An 18,161-nucleotide genomic window follows, 5' to 3' on the forward strand; every position below is an offset into this window, starting at 1 on the left:
AAGTTCTACGCGGGATCAGCCGTTCTGGCGGATACCTGCCACCAGCCAAGGCTGGTTTTCGCCCTGTGCACGTTCCATGTTCCAGCTTTCGCTGAAGACTTCGCCTTGGTCGAAACGCGAGGTTTTCGACACGCCAGTGAAGGTCAGGGTGGCGATGGTCTTGTCGGCGCGATCGTCCACACCGTCCAGCTGTACATTGAGGTTATCGATGTAGGTGGACTGGAAACCGTCGCCCAGGTCAGCACGCTCACGCTTGAGGAACTCCAGCATTTGCGGGGTCACGAACTCGGCGATCTTGTCCATTTCGTTGGCGTCCCAGTGCTGTTGCAGGGACTGGAAGTGATTGCGCGCCGCTTCGACGAAGTTACTTTCGTTGAACCAGACTGGCGCGTTGATCACTGGACGAGCGGCAACAGGCGCTGGCGAACCACCGAAGATCGAACCGCCGGCAGGCTTTTGTTCGAACGCCTCACGTTGCATCGGCGCGTGGCCGGCCGGAGCGTAGTGCTCCTGCTGCTTGCGACGACGGGCGGCGATAAAGCGGAAGACCAGGAACGCAATGACGGCCATGATCAGGATGTCGAAGATCTGCATGCCCTGGAAGCCGTCACCCATGAACATGGAGGCCAGCAGGCCACCGGCCGCGATACCGGCCAGTGGGCCGAGCCAGCGCGAAGCGCCACCGGCCTTGGCAGCGGCGCCAGCGGCACCGGCAGCACCAGCGGTCGCCGCAGCGCCGCCCATGCCTGGAGAAGAAGGAGCCATCTGGCTGGTCTGGTGAGTCGGCGCAGCGCCTGCGCTTTTGCCACCACCGAAGCGCTTGGCGGCATTGACGTCGAGACTCATCGTCAGGCCGATGCACAACGCCATGGCGATGCTAAGAAAACGTTTCATAAAGGGAATTCCCATTTGTGGAAGGCACGCGCGCCATGTTGCACAGCTGAAGTGTTACTGGCTAGCGGCAGAGTGTTTCGGGCTTTTGCCTGACAGGTCGTGTTCAGCTTCAGTCAGTGCAAGAAGGCCTTTTGACTTTGATCTGTCAGATGAGTGGACAGGGTTTGTAGGACGGTCACCTAGCGTCGCAGAGCCAGCATGACCACCCCGGCCGTGATCAGGCCGATTCCGCCCCATTGGCGCAGGTCGAGTTTTTCACCCAGCAGGACAACGCCAAGAACAGCCACCAGCACCACGCTGAGCTTGTCCACTGGAGCGACCAGTGACGCCGGGCCGACTTTGAGTGCACGGAAATAACAAATCCACGATGCACCGGTGGCAAGGCCCGACAACAGCAGGAAAAGATAGCTCTTCGCAGAGATCGATCCCAAAGACTGATATTGGCCCGTTGCGTACAAAATCAAGGCCAGGCTGACCAATACCACTATCGTACGTAGCAGGGTGGCGAAGTCGGAGTTGACGTTTTCGATGCCGACTTTCGCGAAAATGGCGGTCATTGCCGCGAATGCCGCCGATAACAGGGCCCAGAATGTCCAGGAGGAAAAGAAACCTGAGCCCATGCTTTTTGCACCTTATTCAGAACAATTTCTGTAAGTCCACACGGAACCCTGTGGGAGCGGGCTTGCTCGCGAATGGGCGCATCGCGGTCATTCAGTCATACCGCGTTATCGTTTTTCGCGAGCAAGCCCGCTCCCACAGAAAGGCTAGATCGCTTCCAGCTTGGCGTAACCCAACATCAGCCACTTGCTGCCTTCGCTGAAGTTCACCTGTACCCGAGCCTGAGCCCCGGCGCCTTCGAAGTTGAGGATCACGCCATCGCCGAACACCGAGTGCCGTACGGTCTGGCCGAGGCTGAAGCCGGTCTGCGGAATCTCGCTGCCGCTGAACAGGTTGCTGCCACTCATCGATTGGTTGCCACCAAACGGACGGCTGACACTGTTGGACAGCCGCACCTCCTGAATCAGGCCTTTCGGAACTTCGCGTACGAAGCGCGACACCTTGTTGTAGGTCTCGCTGCCATAAAGGCGTCGGGTTTCGGCATAGGTCATTACCAGATTCTGCATGGCCCGGGTGATGCCTACGTAGGCCAGACGCCTCTCTTCCTCAAGGCGGCCGGGTTCTTCCAGGCTCATCTTGTGCGGGAACAGGCCTTCTTCCATGCCCACCAGGAACACGTAAGGGAACTCCAGGCCTTTGGCGCTGTGCAGGGTCATCAGTTGAATGCTGTCTTCGTGCTCGTCGGCCTGCGTATCACCGGCCTCCAGCGACGCGTGACCGAGGAATGCTGCCAATGGCGTCAGGTCTTCGTCTTCTTCGCTGTTTTCGAAGTTGCGCGCGGCGCTGACCAGTTCCTCAAGGTTTTCTACCCGTGCCTGGCCTTTCTCGCCTTTTTCCGCTTCGTGATAGGCGATCAGCCCCGACTGCTCGATGACGGTCTGGGTCATCAAGTGCAGTGGCATTTCCATGCACTTGGCGGCGAGGTTCTCGATCAACTCGATAAACGCGCCAAGGGCACCGGCCGCACGCCCGGTCAGGCCTTTGTTGGCCACCAGTTGGCGCATCGCTTCCCACATCGACACATCGCTGTGGCGCGCATGGTCGCGGATCGCTTCGACGGTTTTCTCGCCGATGCCACGGGCCGGCACGTTGATCACCCGCTCAAGCGCGGCATCGTTACCGCGGCCTTCGAGCAACCGCAGGTAAGCCATGGCGTTCTTGATTTCGGCGCGTTCGAAGAAGCGCTGACCGCCATAGATGCGGTAGGGAATGCGTTCGCGCAGCAAGGCTTCTTCCAGAACCCGCGATTGGGCGTTGGAGCGGTACAGAATCGCGATATCGCTGCGAGATAAGCCGGTTTTCAGCGCACTTTCGATGGTTTCGACAACGTAGCGTGCTTCGTCGTGCTCGTTGAAGGCGGCGTACAGGTTGATCGCTTCGCCGTCGCCGCCGTCTGTCCACAGCTCTTTGCCCAGGCGCCCGGTGTTGTTGGCGATCAAGGCGTTGGCAGCCTTCAGGATGCCGGCGGTGGAGCGATAGTTCTGCTCCAGGCGAATGGTTTCGGCGTCCGGGAAGTCTTCGGAATACTGGTAGATGTTCTCGATTTTCGCGCCGCGCCAGCCGTAGATCGACTGGTCATCGTCGCCTACGACCATCAGGCTGTCGCCACCCTTGGCCAGCAGGCGCAACCAGGCGTATTGCACGGCGTTGGTGTCCTGGAACTCGTCCACCAGGATGTGCCGGAAGCGCTTTTGATAGTGAGCGAGCAGGCCAGGGTGATCGCGCCACAGATCGAGGGCGCGCAGCAGCAATTCGGAGAAGTCGATGACGCCCGCACGCAGGCAGGCGGCCTCGTAGGCTTCATAGATGCCGCGCATGGTCGCCAGGAACAGGTCACCGCTGGCTTGAATGTGTTGCGGGCGCAGACCTTCGTCTTTCTGGCCGTTGATGAACCATTGGGCCTGACGGGCCGGCCAGCGCTGTTCGTCCAGGCCGAGTTCGCGGATCACCCGCTTGACTAACCGCTGCTGGTCATCGCTGTCGAGAATCTGGAAGGTCTGGCTTAAGCCCGCTTCCTGCCAGTGTGCCCGCAGAAGGCGGTGTGCCAGGCCGTGGAAGGTACCGACCCACATGCCGGCCGGGTTGATCCCCATCAGCTGCTCGATACGCTGGCGCATTTCGGCAGCGGCCTTGTTGGTGAAAGTCACCGACAGGATGGAGTGGGGCGAGGCGTTTTCGACCTGGATCAGCCAGGCGATACGGTGCACCAGCACTCGGGTTTTACCGGAACCAGCACCGGCCAGGACCAACTGACGACCCACGGGGGCTGCTACAGCCTGGCGTTGGGCATCGTTGAGGGAGTTCAGCAGAAGGGAGAGATCATCGCGCATCGGGGCATTCTAGGGGGCCGCGTCACACCGGGCAAACCCCGCTTTGCTTTAACCGATGAAAGTTATGCGAAGGACGACCGGTCAGTCATCGGCTGCGGGCGTTGGCGGGGCGTGCCTCTCGCGTTTTCGGGGGCATCGACGGCTGAAATATTTGGCGATTTATTGATCAGCAGCAGTTTGGTCCGGGCAATTGCTTGTGTATGCTCCGAGCAGTTTCGGGCACATGCTCATCATTATAAGAACAAGAACATCGCCTATGACCCTCAGCTTCGACCTGTCGGGCCCCACTGTGGAGCCCCGGGAGATCCGTAAACATTACGCCATGGAAATGGCGGTCGAACGCACGCGCCTGTTGTATCAAGGCTCGCTGCTGCCCACGTTGTTCATGCTGATCAATGGCCTGGTCTGTGCCGGTTTGCTCTGGAGTCCGCAGCGTTATTTCCTGGTCAGTGTCTGGCTGGTGTGGTTGTTGTCATTGGTGGCATTGCGGGTGATTCAGGTCGCAGCCTTCGATTCGGCCATTCCCAATCGTCAGGCCCATCCCATTTGGCGGCGGATGTTTTTGCTGGGCTCCGGCCTCACCGGTCTGACCCTGGCAGGTGCCGGCATCGCCCTGGTTCCTGCCGATAACTTCATTCAGCAAGCCTGGGTCTTCGGCCTCATCGGTGCCGCGGCGCTCTCGGCCAGCGTGGCTTATGCGGTCAGTTTGCCGGCCTTTTTGTCATTCACCTTGCCCTGCCTGTTGCCGGCCATCGCCTATATGTTTTGGGGAGCTGACGAACAGCAGCAAGGTTGGGGTTGGTTCGGGCTGATCCTGCTCGGTGCATTGAGCGTGGTTGCCTGGCAAGTCAATCGATTGATCGATCGGGGCTTGATGCGACGCTTTCAGAATCAGGCATTGATCGAGCATCTACAGCAAGCGCAAAGCTGCAGTGATCAGCTCAATCAGAAGCTGGCCAAGGAGATTGAACAGCGCCGGCGAGCCGAAACCGAATTGCGAGAAATCCAGATCGACCTGGAAAACCGTGTTGCTCAGCGCAGCCTGGAACTGGATGCCGCCAACCAGGCACTGAGCAAGAGTGAGGCGCGTCTGGCGCTGGCATTGAAGGCCAGCGAGTTGGGGTTGTGGGACTGGAATCTGCAAACCGACGAAGTCCATCACACGCAGATTCAGGAATTGTTCGGCCTGGAGCCGGAACAGGTCACGGCGATATTGCGTCACCTCAAGCCGCGCCTTCACCCCGAGGATCTTCCTGCGCTGAAAAGGGCGCTGGTCGAGCATTTGAAGGGCCGCACCGAGGACTATCAAATCGAGTATCGCGTGCGGCATGGCGACGGGCACTGGGTCTGGATCGAGGACCGCGGGCGGGCGGTCGAGCGCGCCAAGAACGGTCGGGTGATTCGCATGGTCGGCACTCGCCGCGACATCAGCGCCAGCAAAGGCCTGGAAGAGCAGCGGCAACTGGCGGCGACCGTGTTCGAGGCGGCCAGCGAAGGGATCGTGATTTTCGATCCGAACTACGTCCTGATCGCGATCAATCAGGCCTTCAGTCGGGTGACCGGCTATGACATCGAGGACATGATCGGGCGCAATGTCATTGAGTTGCCTTGCAGTCGCGATGCGCGTCGGCATTACGCCGCAATACATCAGGCGCTGGAGCAGCAAGGCAGCTGGCAGGGCGAATTGGTGGAAACCCGCAAGAACGGCGAGATGTATCCGCAATGGCTGCAACTGAATGCCGTGCGCGATCCCCGGGGAAATGTGAGCCATATTGTGGGCTTTTTCGCTGATCTCTCGGCCCGCCGAGAATCCGAAGAGCGCATGCGCTATCTGACTCATTACGATGAACTTACCGGTCTAGCCAACCGCTCGATGTTCCGCGAACGACTCAGCGAGGCTCATCAACGAGTGCGACAGGGCGGTTATCGCAGCCTGGCGTTGCTGCACATCAATCTCGATCGGTTCAAGCAACTAAACGACAGCCTGGGGCATGAAGTCGCCGACCAGTTGTTGCAGAAAATGTCCCGGCGACTGGTGAATGCGTTGCCTGAAGCAGACACCATCGCGCGCCTTTCTGGTGATGAGTTTGCCGTGCTGTTCAACTCATACGGCAACCTTTCGAGCCTGGCCCGGGTGGCGACTCGTCTGGCGAACAAGTTGCGTCTGCCGGTTACCATTGAGGGGCATGAGCTGGTGGTCAGCGTGTCGATGGGCATCAGCTTGTTGCCGGACAGCGCCCGGGAAATTTCTGCACTGGTCAGTCAGTCGAACATGGCGATGCAGCACGCCAAACACCTGGGTGGTAATAATTTCCAGTTTTACACCGACAGTTTGCAAGCCAGCACGCTGGAGCGTTTACAGCTGGAAAACCACTTGCGCAAAGCCATCGAAGACAGGCAACTGAAGGTGTTTTACCAACCGAAACTGTGCCTGGCCACTGGCAAATTGAATGCCGCCGAAGCCTTGGTGCGTTGGGATCATCCGACCATGGGCCGCGTGCCGCCGGGGGATTTCATCGGCCTGGCTGAAGAAACCGGATTGATCGGCCCGATCGGTGAGTTCGTACTGCGTCAGGCCTGCTGGCAAGCCTGTGAGTGGCAACGGCAGGGGCTCGAAGCGATTCGGGTGTCGGTCAATCTGTCGGTGCATCAATTGCGCCAGGGCAAATTGGTCAGCCTGGTGCGGCAGGTGCTGGAAGAGACCGGGCTGGCGCCGCAACTGCTGGAGCTGGAACTCACCGAAAGCCAGTTGCTGGACAGCGTCGAACACATCATCGCGACGTTCCAGCAGTTGCGTGATCTCGGGGTGAAACTGGCCATTGACGATTTTGGCACCGGTTACTCATCCCTGAGCTATCTCAAGCGCATCCCGGTGGATTACGTGAAGATTGATCAGGCGTTTATCCGTGGCTTGGGAGAGGGTACCGAGGATGCGGCGATCACACGGGCGATCATTGCCATGGCCCATGGTTTGTCATTGAAGGTAGTGGCTGAAGGTGTGGAGCGAAGCGAACAACTTGAGTTTCTCAAGAATGAGCACTGCGATGAGGTTCAGGGCTACCTGATCAGTCGGCCGGTGGAGGCACAAGGCTTGGCAGGTCTGCTAAGAGAGCAGAGCATCGAATGAATTGTTATCGCAATGTCGTGCCTCCCGACGGTAATAGTTGCCCGGCGGGAGGCCCGGTAATACGTAAGGATTACAAGTTATTAGTCGGTTATTAGAATTTCATCAATGTGGTGCAATAATCCGCCGTCGTAAAAGATGCCAACACTGGTTATGGCGTGGTTTCCAGGTATTTTATATTCTACAACTTTGTCTGTTAAAACCGGCAGTGAAACACCATCGGCAGGTTCAAGAACCAGCTCCAGAGGCAAGAAGGGAGTGTCTTGAATCTGGCTTGGCACCAGCTTGGGCGTAATGCCGGAGTTTGCAACAGTTACTGTACCAAACACTCGGAAAGAAGCGGCGCCTGGCATGCGGTCAATTTGTACGGTCCAGTTTTTTGTTTGAATGCTCATTGTATTTAATTCCTTTTGGCTAAGTTGTTTTGCTCCTGCGCAATTAATTTAGCAACGTTGACTTTGTTGTTGGTGATATTTATCGGTGAACTATGTAAGTTTGTATGTTTGATGTTATTTGTTATTTGATTGTTGTCTGAGCTTCCAGTGGCTGGATCGGAGACTGTCGTTTTTTGTGGGCTGTTCGATCACGGGTTTACATCTGTCAACGAGGGCTACATGTGGTGCTCGCACCTGAAATCGAGGGATTCGGTAACGCATTGAGCAGGCAAAAAGCCGATTCATGTAGTATAACTACAAGCGTGCTACATCCCCGGCGCCTGCCAATAACAAAGAGTCCAGCCCCTTGAATCTGCTGCAACACATCGCCCAGTCTCGCCACCTGTTACGCAAGTCGGAGCTCAAGGTCGCCGACCACGTGCTGCTTGATCCTGCGGCCGTGATGCACAGCTCCATGGCCGACCTGGCCCACAGCGTGGGCATCAGCGAACCGACCATCGTGCGTTTTTGCCGTGCCATCGGTTGTTCCGGCTTTCAGGACCTGAAGTTGAAGCTGGCCCAGAGCCTGGCGGCAGGTGCGAGTTTCGGCCAGTTTGCGATCCATGAGGATGATTCGGTCGCCGACTACAGCTTGAAAATCTTCGACACCACCCTGCATACGCTGATGGAGGTTCGCGAGAAGCTCGATCCGCTGGAATTGCAGCGGGCGGTGACATTGATGTCCCAGGCCCAGCGTGTCGAGTTCTACGGCTTCGGCGCCTCGGGTGCGGTCGCAGCGGACGCCCAGCACAAGTTCTTCCGCTTGCTGCTCACTGCTGCGGCGTATTCCGACCCGCACATGCAGGCAATGTCGGCTGTGACGCTAAAGCCAACCGACGTGGCGATCTGCATTTCCCAGTCCGGGCGTTCCAAGGACCTGCTGATCACCGCCAACCTGGTGCGCGAAAGCGGTGCCTCGTTGATCACCTTGTGCCCGAGCCAGACGCCGTTGGCCGAGTTGTCTACGGTCAATCTGGCGATCGATGTGCATGAAGACACTGAAATCTATACACCGCTGACTTCGCGTATCGCCCACCTGGTGGTGATCGACGTGCTGGCGATGGGCGTGGCCATGGCGCGTGGCCCGAGCCTGGTCAACCACCTCAAGAGCGTCAAGCGCAGCCTGCGCAGCTTGCGGTTGTCGCCCAAGTCGGTGAAAGCGCTGGATGATTGATCTGTAGGCCAACCCGGACTCTGTGGCGATCCGACAAGCCCCCGCGCCACAGGTGCAGTGGGCACCCAACCAACATTCATCGGTCTGTAACCATCGAGCCGCCAAACCGTCATCCCCCGCGCCTATCTTGAAACTCCCGTACTCGCCTTGGGAGACTCGAAATGGCCATGCCCTACGAAGAACGCAACAGCGCTGTCAAAACCCGTCGTCAGCAAGAAGATCAGCGCCGCATGGAATTCCGCCGCGCCATCGAAGATCGCTGCGAACGCCGTCAGCTTCTGGCCGAAATCGGTGATTTTCCAGAATTGGAACTCAACTTCTGGCAGGCATCTCCCTCGGCGTCCCGTCGAAACGCTCAACCAGCGCGCTGATCTGAAGCCGTTCGCTACGGATAAACGCCAGGAAGGCGTGAGCCACCGGTGACAGGCGTTTCGCCTTGGCCTGCACCAGGCACCAACTGCGAAACAGTGGCAGCTCTTCGACCGGTAGCTCGATCAGCCCACCGGTTGCCAGCTCAAGGCTCAGGGCGTGGCGCGTCAACAGCGCAACGCCCAGGCCTGCCAGTACACATTCACGCTGAGCTTCGGCAGACGAGACCTCCTGGGTCTGGTTGAAGTGCACGCGCTTCTCTTTGAAGTATTCTTCGCACGCCAGCCGCGTCCCTGAGCCCGGCTCACGCAGCAGCAGTGTGTAAGGCTCGAGATCCTGCAGGCGCAGCGGCCCCATATGACACAGCGGGTGATCCGGTGGCGCCACGGCGACGATTGGGTTGTTCAGGAACGGCAGGAATTCCAGGCCCATGTCCTGAGGCACCATGGACATGATCACCAGGTCGTCGCGGTTGTCCGACAGGCGCCGAATGACCTGGCCGCGATTGACCACCGTCAGTTGCAGGTTCACTTCCGGGTGCTGGCGTTTGAACGCGGCAAACAGATGCGGCACGAAGTATTTGGCGCTGGATTCAATCGCCAGTTTCAGTTGCCCCTGCAACGAGCCCTGCATGTCCGACAGTTGCATGTCGAGGTTTTCCAGGCGCCCGAAAATATCCCGACTGGCCCGCTGTAACGCTTCAGCCGCTTCGGTCATGTAGAGTTTTTTGCCGACGTAATCGAACAAAGGCTGGCCAATCAGCTCTTCAAGTTGACGAATCTGTAGGCTGACGGCAGGTTGTGTGAGCGACATTTCCTCGGCCGCGCGGCTGTAGGAGCGCAAATCACAGACCTCATTGAAGATCTGCAGTTGACGCAAAGTCATACGCATCAATGACTTACGCATTATATGGTCGCTCTCGTCGCTGGCTGGTGAATCAACTATAAGTCTTTACTTATGCGTGACCCAATAATTATTCATTTTTGTTAATCCCTTGTGGGCGCTAGTGTGGACCTGCGACCAAACTGAAACATTTGGTCACTCGTCGACCTGGTCTAGCAGGTCGTGGGTACCACCGGCTCAAGGGAAACTCCAAGTGATAACAAAGATCCTGATCGCCAACCGTGGTGAGATTGCCGTACGAATCGTACGTGCCTGCGCCGAAATGGGCATTCGCTCGGTCGCGATCTACTCCGATGCCGACCGTCATGCCTTGCACGTCAAGCGTGCGGACGAGGCCCACAGCATTGGTGCCGAACCTCTGGCCGGTTACCTGAACCCGCGCAAGCTGGTGAACCTGGCTGTGGAAACCGGTTGCGATGCACTGCACCCCGGCTATGGCTTCCTTTCGGAAAACGCCGAACTGGCGGAGATCTGCGCCGAACGCGGGATCAAATTCATCGGCCCGTCGGCTGAAGTCATTCGCCGCATGGGCGACAAGACCGAAGCTCGCCGCAGCATGATCAAGGCCGGCGTACCGGTGACCCCGGGCACTGAAGGCAACGTGTCGGGCATCGAAGAAGCCCTGACCGAAGGCGATCGCATCGGCTACCCGGTGATGCTCAAGGCCACTTCCGGTGGTGGCGGCCGCGGTATTCGTCGCTGCAACAGCCGCGAAGAACTCGAACAGGCTTTCCCGCGCGTCATTTCCGAAGCCACCAAGGCTTTTGGGTCGGCGGAAGTGTTCCTGGAAAAATGCATCGTCAATCCGAAGCACATCGAAGCGCAGATTCTTGGCGACAGCTTCGGCAATGTGGTGCACCTGTTCGAGCGTGACTGCTCGATCCAGCGCCGCAACCAGAAGCTGATCGAGATCGCCCCGAGCCCGCAACTGACCCCGGAACAGCGCGCCTACATCGGCGACCTGTCAGTGCGCGCAGCCAAGGCCGTGGGTTACGAGAATGCCGGCACGGTGGAGTTCCTGCTCGCCGAGGGCGAGGTGTACTTCATGGAGATGAACACCCGGGTGCAGGTGGAACACACCATCACCGAAGAAATCACCGGCATCGACATTGTCCGTGAGCAGATTCGCATTGCCTCCGGCCTGCCGCTTTCGGTGAAACAGGAAGACATCCAGCACCGTGGTTTCGCCCTGCAGTTCCGGATCAACGCCGAAGACCCGAAGAACAACTTCCTGCCGAGCTTCGGCAAGATCACGCGTTACTACGCTCCCGGCGGCCCCGGCGTGCGGACCGACACGGCGATCTACACCGGCTACACCATCCCGCCGTACTACGACTCCATGTGCCTGAAACTGGTGGTGTGGGCGTTGACCTGGGAAGAGGCGATGGACCGTGGCTTGCGCGCCCTGGACGACATGCGTCTGCAAGGGGTCAAGACCACCGCCGCGTACTACCAGGAAATCCTGCGTAACCCGGAATTCCGTAGCGGCCAGTTCAACACCAGCTTCGTTGAAAGCCACCCTGAACTGACCAACTACTCGATCAAGCGCAAACCCGAAGAGCTGGCCCTGGCCATCGCCGCCGCCATCGCCGCCCACGCAGGCCTGTGAGGAATAGAACAATGAGCAAACAAATCCACGTTACCGACACGATCCTGCGCGACGCCCACCAATCGCTGCTCGCGACCCGCATGCGCACCGAAGACATGCTGCCGATCTGCGACAAGCTCGACAAAGTCGGCTACTGGTCGCTGGAGTGCTGGGGCGGCGCGACGTTCGACGCCTGCGTACGTTTCCTGAAAGAAGATCCGTGGGAGCGTCTGCGCCAGTTGCGCGCCGCGCTGCCTAATACCCGCCTGCAAATGCTGTTGCGCGGCCAGAACCTGCTGGGCTACCGCCACTACAGCGACGACGTGGTCAAGGCCTTCGTCGCCAAGGCCGCGGTCAACGGCATCGACGTGTTCCGCATCTTCGACGCCATGAACGACGTGCGTAACCTGCGCGTGGCCATCGAGGCGGTGAAAGCCTCCGGCAAACACGCCCAGGGCACCATCGCCTACACCACCAGCCCGGTGCACACCATCGAGGCCTTCGTGAACCAGGCCAAGCAAATGGAAGCCATGGGTTGCGACTCGGTGGCGATCAAGGACATGGCCGGCCTGCTGACCCCGTACGCCACCGGCGAACTGGTCAAGGCATTGAAAGCCGAGCAATCGCTGCCAGTATTCATTCACTCCCACGACACCGCTGGCCTGGCCGCGATGTGCCAAATGAAGGCCATCGAAAACGGCGCCGATCACATCGACACCGCGATCTCCAGCTTTGCCTGGGGCACCAGCCACCCGGGCACCGAGTCGATGGTCGCCGCCCTTAAAGGCAGCGAGTTCGACACCGGCCTGAACCTGGAGCTGCTGCAGGAGATCGGTCTGTACTTCTACGCCGTGCGCAAGAAGTACCACCAGTTCGAAAGCGAGTTCACCGCCGTCGACACCCGTGTTCAAGTCAACCAGGTACCGGGCGGGATGATTTCCAACCTGGCCAACCAGTTGAAAGAGCAGGGCGCACTGAATCGCATGAGCGAAGTGCTGGCCGAAATTCCGCGGGTTCGTGAAGACCTCGGCTTCCCGCCGCTGGTGACCCCGACTTCGCAGATCGTCGGCACCCAGGCGTTCTTCAACGTGCTGGCCGGCGAGCGCTACAAGACCATCACCAACGAAGTGAAGCTGTACCTGCAAGGCGGCTACGGCAAGGCGCCGGGCACCGTGAACGAACAACTGCGTCGCCAGGCCATCGGCAGCGAAGAAGTGATCGACGTTCGCCCGGCTGACCTGCTCAAGCCGGAAATGGCCAAGCTGCGTGCCGATATCGGTGCACTGGCCAAGTCTGAAGAAGACGTACTGACCTTCGCCATGTTCCCGGACATCGGTCGCAAGTTCCTCGAAGAACGTGCTGCCGGGACTCTGACACCTGAAGTGTTGCTGCCGATTCCTGAAGCCGGCGGCGTCACTTCTGTTGGTGGGGAAGGCGTGCCGACCGAGTTCGTCATTGACGTTCACGGCGAAACCTACCGCGTCGACATCACCGGTGTCGGTGTCAAGGCCGAAGGCAAGCGTCACTTCTACCTGTCCATCGACGGCATGCCGGAAGAGGTGGTGTTCGAGCCACTCAACGAATTCGTTGGCGGCGGCAGCAGCAAGCGCAAGCAAGCCACTGCGCCGGGTCATGTCAGCACCACCATGCCGGGCAACATCGTCGACGTGCTGATCAAGGAGGGCGACACCGTCAAGGCAGGCCAGGCCGTGTTGATCACCGAAGCGATGAAGATGGAAACCGAAGTCCAGGCGGCCATCGCCGGTAAAGTCACCGCCATTCACGTGGCCAAGGGCGACCGGGTGAACCCGGGCGAGATCCTGATCGAGATCGAAGGCTGAGTTAACAGCCGCGATACAACGCTTTATACCTCGGGGGAGCATGTGCTCCCCTTTTTTTCGCCCAGCGTTTGATGGTTAGAAGGTCATCCGCCACTGCGCTGTCGCGCCATGGTTTCGGCTGTCGGTGCCCATCTCGCCATTTATGCCGACGCCCAGCGTGTGCTGCGCCGAAAGCCCCAGCTCCAGACCCGCATCCACCATCAGACTGTCGCGATCCAGCGGCGCACCGGAAACGGTGTCTTTACCGCCACCGGTGATCAGCCGTTGGCGGGTTTCCGTGGCGATCTCCCCGTAGGTATGTTTCCAGCTGGCACTGAACCGTGGCGTCAGTTGCATGCCGTTATCCAGCGTATTGATCTTCGCCAGTCGCAGGCCAAAAGTGCTGTTGAGATTGTTCTGCTCCTGGCCCTCGACCTTTAACGCCGCAGCGCCTCCTTTTTCCGTGAAGCCATCGCGCTGATAACGTTGGTAGCCAAGGCCGGCGAATGGCTCGATGTTGATGTTGGCGCGGCCGAGGTTGTATCCGACTTCGGCAAACGCCTGTTGGGTGTTGGCGTCGTACCTGCCTTTGGGGCGGTCACTGAAACCATTGAAGGCCACCTGGCGTTGAGTGCTGCCGTCGTGATTGCTGTAGCTGGCGCCAAGGCGCAAAGACATGGAGCCGCTCTGGCGCAGGGCATAAGCCCCCAAATGCCAGCTATCGAGATCGCCGTCGAGGTCACGGCTGTCCAGGCGAGTCTGTGATTTACCCCCCATCATGCCGATGCGCCATTCTTCGTCAACTGGCCAATCCGCCCCCAGAACCAGACCTTGGGTCGAGTACTTCAAGGCATCGTAGTCGCGATCCAGTGTGCCGCCGTACCCCAATGCCTGTAGCCAGACTCGGCTAGCGCTATTGTCGGCCGCTGCCGGGCGCGATGCTCTCTTTTGACTGCTGAAACCTGAGGCACTGCCTGACTGGCGCATCGCCGAGAGCATCGCGGCGCTCACGGAGCGGTCACTGTTCAACGTCGCGTTGGCCAGGTTGGCGATAGTACCTGCGGCCAGTTGCTCGATGGCGTCAGACGCGTTCTCTGGGCTGGGTGGCGCCGGTTGTTGGGCGGATGCAACGTCAGCGCAACCCAGGACAAGTGCAATCGCCAAGGTGAGTTGTTGGGGTCGGTATTTGTGTTGAACAGGCATCGAGTTTGGCCTCTTTGTCAGAAGACCAAACTCTAAAAGGAAGGCTATCGGTACCGATGTCAGGCGGTTCCTGCGGTGGTGCGGGGAGTCTCAGATTGTCATGTAGTCAATGGCTGACTGTTCGACGGAGACAGTTTTTGCCCCTTCGAACTGACGTCTTTTCTTACAAGAAGTCGGGACATGGCCGGCTATCGCGATGCCTGGAAGCACTTTACGCGCGACACTCTACCAACCCTTTAACCTGCCCCGAAGCCGTCTGGTTCTCATCGCTCAGCCACTTCTCGAACCCCGCGCCAATCTCCGGCCATTCCGAGTCCAGGATCGAGTACCACGCGGTGTCCCGATTTTGCCCTTTGACCACCATGTGCTGACGGAACACACCTTCAAAACTGAAGCCCAGGCGCTCGGCCGCGTATTTGGAGCGGGCGTTGGCGTTATTGCATTTCCATTCCAGGCGGCGGTAGCCCAGGGCAAAGGATTCCTTGGCCAACAGGTAAACCGCCTCGGTGCTTTTCGGCGAGCGCTGCATCGGCGCGCCGAAGGTGACGTGGCCGATTTCGATGCGGCCCTGGGCCGGGACGATGGACATCAGGCTGAGAAGGCCCTGGACCTCGCCGCTGGCGCGGTCGATCACGCTGAAGAAATACGGGTCGCTGCTGGCCGCGTGGTTGTTCAGCCAGTCGTTGAAGACGCTGCGCTCCGGGAAGGGGCCGTAAGGCAGATAGTCCCAGAGTTTCGGGTCGGCGCCGGGGCCTTGCAGGGCGTTGAACAGGTCGTCGCCGTGGCGCGCCGGGTCGAGTTTTTCCAGGCGGATGTAACGCCCTTCGATCAATTGAGTCGTGGGGGCCGGGACGCCTTTCCAGTCGGTGAGTGAAATCGACATGTTGTTCTCCTTGAACCTAGGGGGCTTTCTCAATTAGTTTTCACGACGGGAAAACTAATTGAGAACGCCCCCTATGGCTTTGCGAAACTGGATGAAACCGGGGCGTTCGGCGATGCGCTCGTAGAGCTGGATCGCGGTGGCGTTGGTTTCGTGGGTCAGCCAGTGGACCTTGTTGCAGCCGTCAGCCTTGGCCGTGGTGTAGACGAATTCGATCAACTGCCGGCCGACGCCGGTGCCGCGGGTTTCCGGTGCTACCAACAAGTCTTGCAGGTAGCAGGAGTTTTCGATGGCCCAGTTCGAACGATGGTAGATGAAATGCACCATGCCCACCGCTTTGCCGTCGGCCCAGGCGAGGGCGGCGTGGGTTGGTTCGCTCGGGTCGAGCATGCGCTGCCAAGTGCTATGGGTAACGGCCTCCGGTAATTCGGTTTTGTAGAAGCGCAGGTAGGCCTGCCACAGCGGCAACCAGGCCGCGTGATCACCGGCGGTGACTTGGCGAATGTCGATTTGACTCATGGTGACTTCCTTAGCGCATTAATTGGGCGAGAGTTTGGTCGTTGACGTCGGGGCTGGCGGCCAGGCCTTTGCGCACGCCGGCGATGTCGGCGGGGCTGCGGTTCTGGCTGAGCTTGCGCTTGCCTTCCAGACGGTCGATGGGAATGGCGAAACCGACAATGGCCTTGAGCATGCCGTCGATGTAATCGGCGGGGGCATCGGCCACTGACCACGGTTGGGCGCGGCCAGCTTCATGACGATCGGTGAGGGTGCTGACGATGTCGAGCAGCCGCCCGCCATCGCTGAAGGTTTCGGCTCGGCCATAGGCGTGTACGGCGACGTAGTTCCAGGTTGGCACGACTTTGCCGTGTTCGGCCTTGCTCGGGTAGAAGCCAGGGCTGACGTAGGCGTCGGCACCGGCAAAAATCAGCAGGGCTTCGGCGCCGTCGCGCAGGTCTTTCCACTGTGGATTGGCTTTGGCCAGATGCCCGTACAACGTGCCGTTCGAGCCTTGTTCGCAATGCAGCAGCACTGGTACATGGCTGGCTTGCAGGCCGCTTTCACCGTGGGTCACCAATATGGCGAGACGGGTGGCTAGGATCAGTTCATGCAGTTGGGACAACTCGTCGATGGCAAAAGCACGTGGCGTGTACATGGAGATATTTTCCTTGGCGAATGTCTGCATCCTAGGCAGGCTATTGGTCTGTTGTAAGAGCCATTAATGACCAATTTCATGGGTCCATTGCGATGACTAGCGAACCACTGTCCCTGACCTTCAACCCGGCGGGTATCGAACTTGATCGTCGCCAGGGGCTGAGTCGTCAGCTCTACCAGGCATTGCGTACGCGTGTGTTGGACGGGCGACTGGCCAGCGGTACGCGTCTGCCTGCCAGTCGTGATCTGGCAGCAGCGCTGGCGATTTCCCGCAACAGTGTGGTGCGTGCCTACGATCAGCTGTACGCCGAAGGGTTTATCGAAGGGCGGGTAGGCGACGGGACTTATGTCGCGCAATTGCCCCAGGCAACCATACCGGCGAAAAAACTATCCACAAAAGTATCCACAGGCTTTTCAACAGGGTTACCCACAGCCTTATCCACAAATTGGCTCGATTTACCTGTGGATTCATCCAGCAAAGTTATCCACAACGACCCGTTGACTCGGGTCAAAAACAACCATTTGGCCACTCCGCCGAGCGGTCCGCCCCGGGCATTTCGGGTCGGTGTTCCGGCGTTCGATCTGTTTCCATTCGAGGTCTGGGCCAAGCTGAATGCGGCTTTCTGGCGCAAGCCGGATTTTCAACAGCTGTGCTACGGCGATCCGGCAGGCGATGCACGCTTACGCGGGATGATCGCCGCGTATTTACGCAGTTCCCGTGGCATGCAGTGCACAGCTGAACAAATTCTGATCACCAGTGGCGCGCAGCAGGGAATCAGCCTTTGTGCACAGTTGCTGGTGGAGCCCGGTGACGGGGTGGCGATTGAAAATCCGGGGTATCGGGCGGCAGGTCATGCCTTCGCTGTGGCGGGCGCGCGGCTGCACGGGGTGGCGGTGGACAGCGAGGGCATCAATTGCAGCGAACTGTCGGCACTCGATGATTGTCGGCTGACCTACGTCACGCCGTCACACCAGTATCCCACCGGCGTGGTCATGAGCCTGGCGCGACGCCTGGAGCTGCTGGCCTGGGCCGAGCGCACTCAGGGCTGGATCGTCGAGGATGACTATGATGGCGAGTACCGATACAGCGGCGCGCCACTGGCGCCTTTGGCAGCGCTCGATCGTCACGGACGGGTGTTGTATGTCGGCACGTTCGGCAAGGTCGCGTTTCCGGCGTTGCGTCTTGGTTATCTGGTGCTGCCGCCGGGGCTGGTGCAGGCCTTTGCGCAGCGACGTGCGGTGGACGTGCGGCACTCCGAAGTCAGCACCCAGGCGGTGATGGCCGAGTTCATGGCGGCCGGGCATTTCCAGCGTCACATCCGGCGTATGCGACGTGCGGCGCTGAGTCGGCGCAATACTTTGCTCAATGGTTGGCCACTGGATATTCCAGGCATCGGCAAGCTGCCCACCGTCGCCGCGGGATTGCACATGACGGTGCCGGTCGACAGCGTGGCCCGTGAACGCGAGCTGATTGAGTTGGCGAGCAGTGTCGATGTCGAGGTCAACGGCTTGAGCAGTTATTGGCTGCCGGAGTCCGCAACCCCGATGGATCAACGCGCCGGTCTGGTACTGGGTTTTGCCGCAGTGCCCGAAAAGGCAATCGAGGCGGCGCTGCAACGGTTACGGGCAGTGTGGCGTATTGGCTGAAGCGCGCGGATTGGCAGTCCGCGCT

General features: G+C 59.3%; 14 protein-coding genes and 1 pseudogene. 6 read left to right on the forward strand and 9 right to left on the reverse strand.

What is annotated here, in order from left to right; translation table 11 throughout:
• Positions 1–15 precede the first annotated feature (15 nt).
• The 3 genes from KGA85_RS13510 to uvrD form a co-directional block, all read right to left on the reverse strand.
• Positions 16–894 (reverse strand): Tim44 domain-containing protein, encoded by an 879-nt coding sequence (locus KGA85_RS13510; RefSeq protein ID WP_223455240.1) that lies wholly within the window; start codon positions 892–894, stop codon positions 16–18.
• Between the two features lie 179 nt (positions 895–1,073).
• Positions 1,074–1,514, reverse strand: a complete 441-nt coding sequence (locus KGA85_RS13515) for an EamA family transporter (RefSeq protein ID WP_007971691.1) — start codon at positions 1,512–1,514, stop codon at positions 1,074–1,076.
• A 144-nt stretch (positions 1,515–1,658) separates the two neighbouring features.
• A complete protein-coding gene (gene uvrD, locus KGA85_RS13520; protein WP_223531997.1) occupies positions 1,659–3,842 on the reverse strand; it encodes a DNA helicase II in 2,184 nt (727 codons plus the stop codon).
• Between the two features lie 256 nt (positions 3,843–4,098).
• Between uvrD and KGA85_RS13525 the strand changes: the two genes are divergently transcribed.
• Entirely contained in the window at positions 4,099–6,969 is a 2,871-nt protein-coding gene (locus tag KGA85_RS13525; RefSeq protein ID WP_223531999.1) for an EAL domain-containing protein, read from the forward strand.
• Between the two features lie 80 nt (positions 6,970–7,049).
• Here KGA85_RS13525 and KGA85_RS13530 read toward each other — a convergent pair whose 3' ends face one another.
• Positions 7,050–7,361: a hypothetical protein gene (locus KGA85_RS13530; RefSeq protein ID WP_223455246.1), complete on the reverse strand. Its 312-nt coding sequence runs from the start codon at positions 7,359–7,361 to the stop codon at positions 7,050–7,052.
• Positions 7,362–7,707: 346 nt separating this feature from the next.
• On the opposite strand from KGA85_RS13530, the gene hexR reads away from it, so the two are divergent.
• Positions 7,708–8,574 (forward strand): transcriptional regulator HexR, encoded by an 867-nt coding sequence (gene hexR / locus KGA85_RS13535; RefSeq protein WP_007954250.1) that lies wholly within the window; start codon positions 7,708–7,710, stop codon positions 8,572–8,574.
• A gap of 161 nt (positions 8,575–8,735) precedes the next feature.
• The gene (locus KGA85_RS13540) at positions 8,736–8,945 is read left to right on the forward strand and encodes a PA3496 family putative envelope integrity protein (RefSeq protein ID WP_046038865.1); all 210 of its coding nucleotides are present in this window, start codon (positions 8,736–8,738) and stop codon (positions 8,943–8,945) included.
• Here the strand turns inward: KGA85_RS13540 and KGA85_RS13545 are convergent.
• Positions 8,887–9,849 carry a LysR family transcriptional regulator gene (locus KGA85_RS13545; protein ID WP_095943442.1) on the reverse strand — a complete coding sequence of 321 codons (963 nt, stop codon included), beginning with the start codon at positions 9,847–9,849 and terminating at the stop codon, positions 8,887–8,889. The genes KGA85_RS13540 and KGA85_RS13545 overlap by 59 nt on opposite strands.
• 190 nt (positions 9,850–10,039) lie before the next feature.
• Between KGA85_RS13545 and KGA85_RS13550 the strand changes: the two genes are divergently transcribed.
• Both KGA85_RS13550 and oadA read left to right on the forward strand, forming a co-directional pair.
• A complete protein-coding gene (locus tag KGA85_RS13550) occupies positions 10,040–11,455 on the forward strand; it encodes an acetyl-CoA carboxylase biotin carboxylase subunit (RefSeq protein ID WP_046038868.1) in 1,416 nt (471 codons plus the stop codon).
• Positions 11,456–11,466: 11 nt separating this feature from the next.
• Positions 11,467–13,275 (forward strand): sodium-extruding oxaloacetate decarboxylase subunit alpha, encoded by a 1,809-nt coding sequence (gene oadA, locus KGA85_RS13555; RefSeq protein ID WP_223455251.1) that lies wholly within the window; start codon positions 11,467–11,469, stop codon positions 13,273–13,275.
• A 75-nt stretch (positions 13,276–13,350) separates the two neighbouring features.
• On the opposite strand, the pseudogene KGA85_RS13560 reads toward oadA, so the two are convergent.
• The 4 genes and pseudogenes from KGA85_RS13560 to KGA85_RS13575 form a co-directional block, all read right to left on the reverse strand.
• Positions 13,351–14,367: pseudogene (locus tag KGA85_RS13560) on the reverse strand (autotransporter domain-containing protein); the annotation flags it as partial.
• A 301-nt stretch (positions 14,368–14,668) separates the two neighbouring features.
• A complete protein-coding gene (locus tag KGA85_RS13565; RefSeq protein ID WP_223455253.1) occupies positions 14,669–15,340 on the reverse strand; it encodes a GNAT family N-acetyltransferase in 672 nt (223 codons plus the stop codon).
• A gap of 54 nt (positions 15,341–15,394) precedes the next feature.
• A complete protein-coding gene (locus KGA85_RS13570) occupies positions 15,395–15,856 on the reverse strand; it encodes a GNAT family N-acetyltransferase (protein ID WP_223455255.1) in 462 nt (153 codons plus the stop codon).
• A 10-nt stretch (positions 15,857–15,866) separates the two neighbouring features.
• Positions 15,867–16,490: an FMN-binding negative transcriptional regulator gene (locus KGA85_RS13575; protein ID WP_057712705.1), complete on the reverse strand. Its 624-nt coding sequence runs from the start codon at positions 16,488–16,490 to the stop codon at positions 15,867–15,869.
• Positions 16,491–16,582: 92 nt separating this feature from the next.
• Here KGA85_RS13575 and KGA85_RS13580 point away from each other — a divergent pair, with 92 nt between their 5' ends.
• A complete protein-coding gene (locus KGA85_RS13580; protein WP_223543166.1) occupies positions 16,583–18,136 on the forward strand; it encodes a PLP-dependent aminotransferase family protein in 1,554 nt (517 codons plus the stop codon).
• Positions 18,137–18,161: the final 25 nt, after the last annotated feature.

The sequence above is a fragment of the Pseudomonas sp. GL-B-12 genome (assembly GCF_019955895.1).
GTDB lineage: Bacteria > Pseudomonadota > Gammaproteobacteria > Pseudomonadales > Pseudomonadaceae > Aquipseudomonas.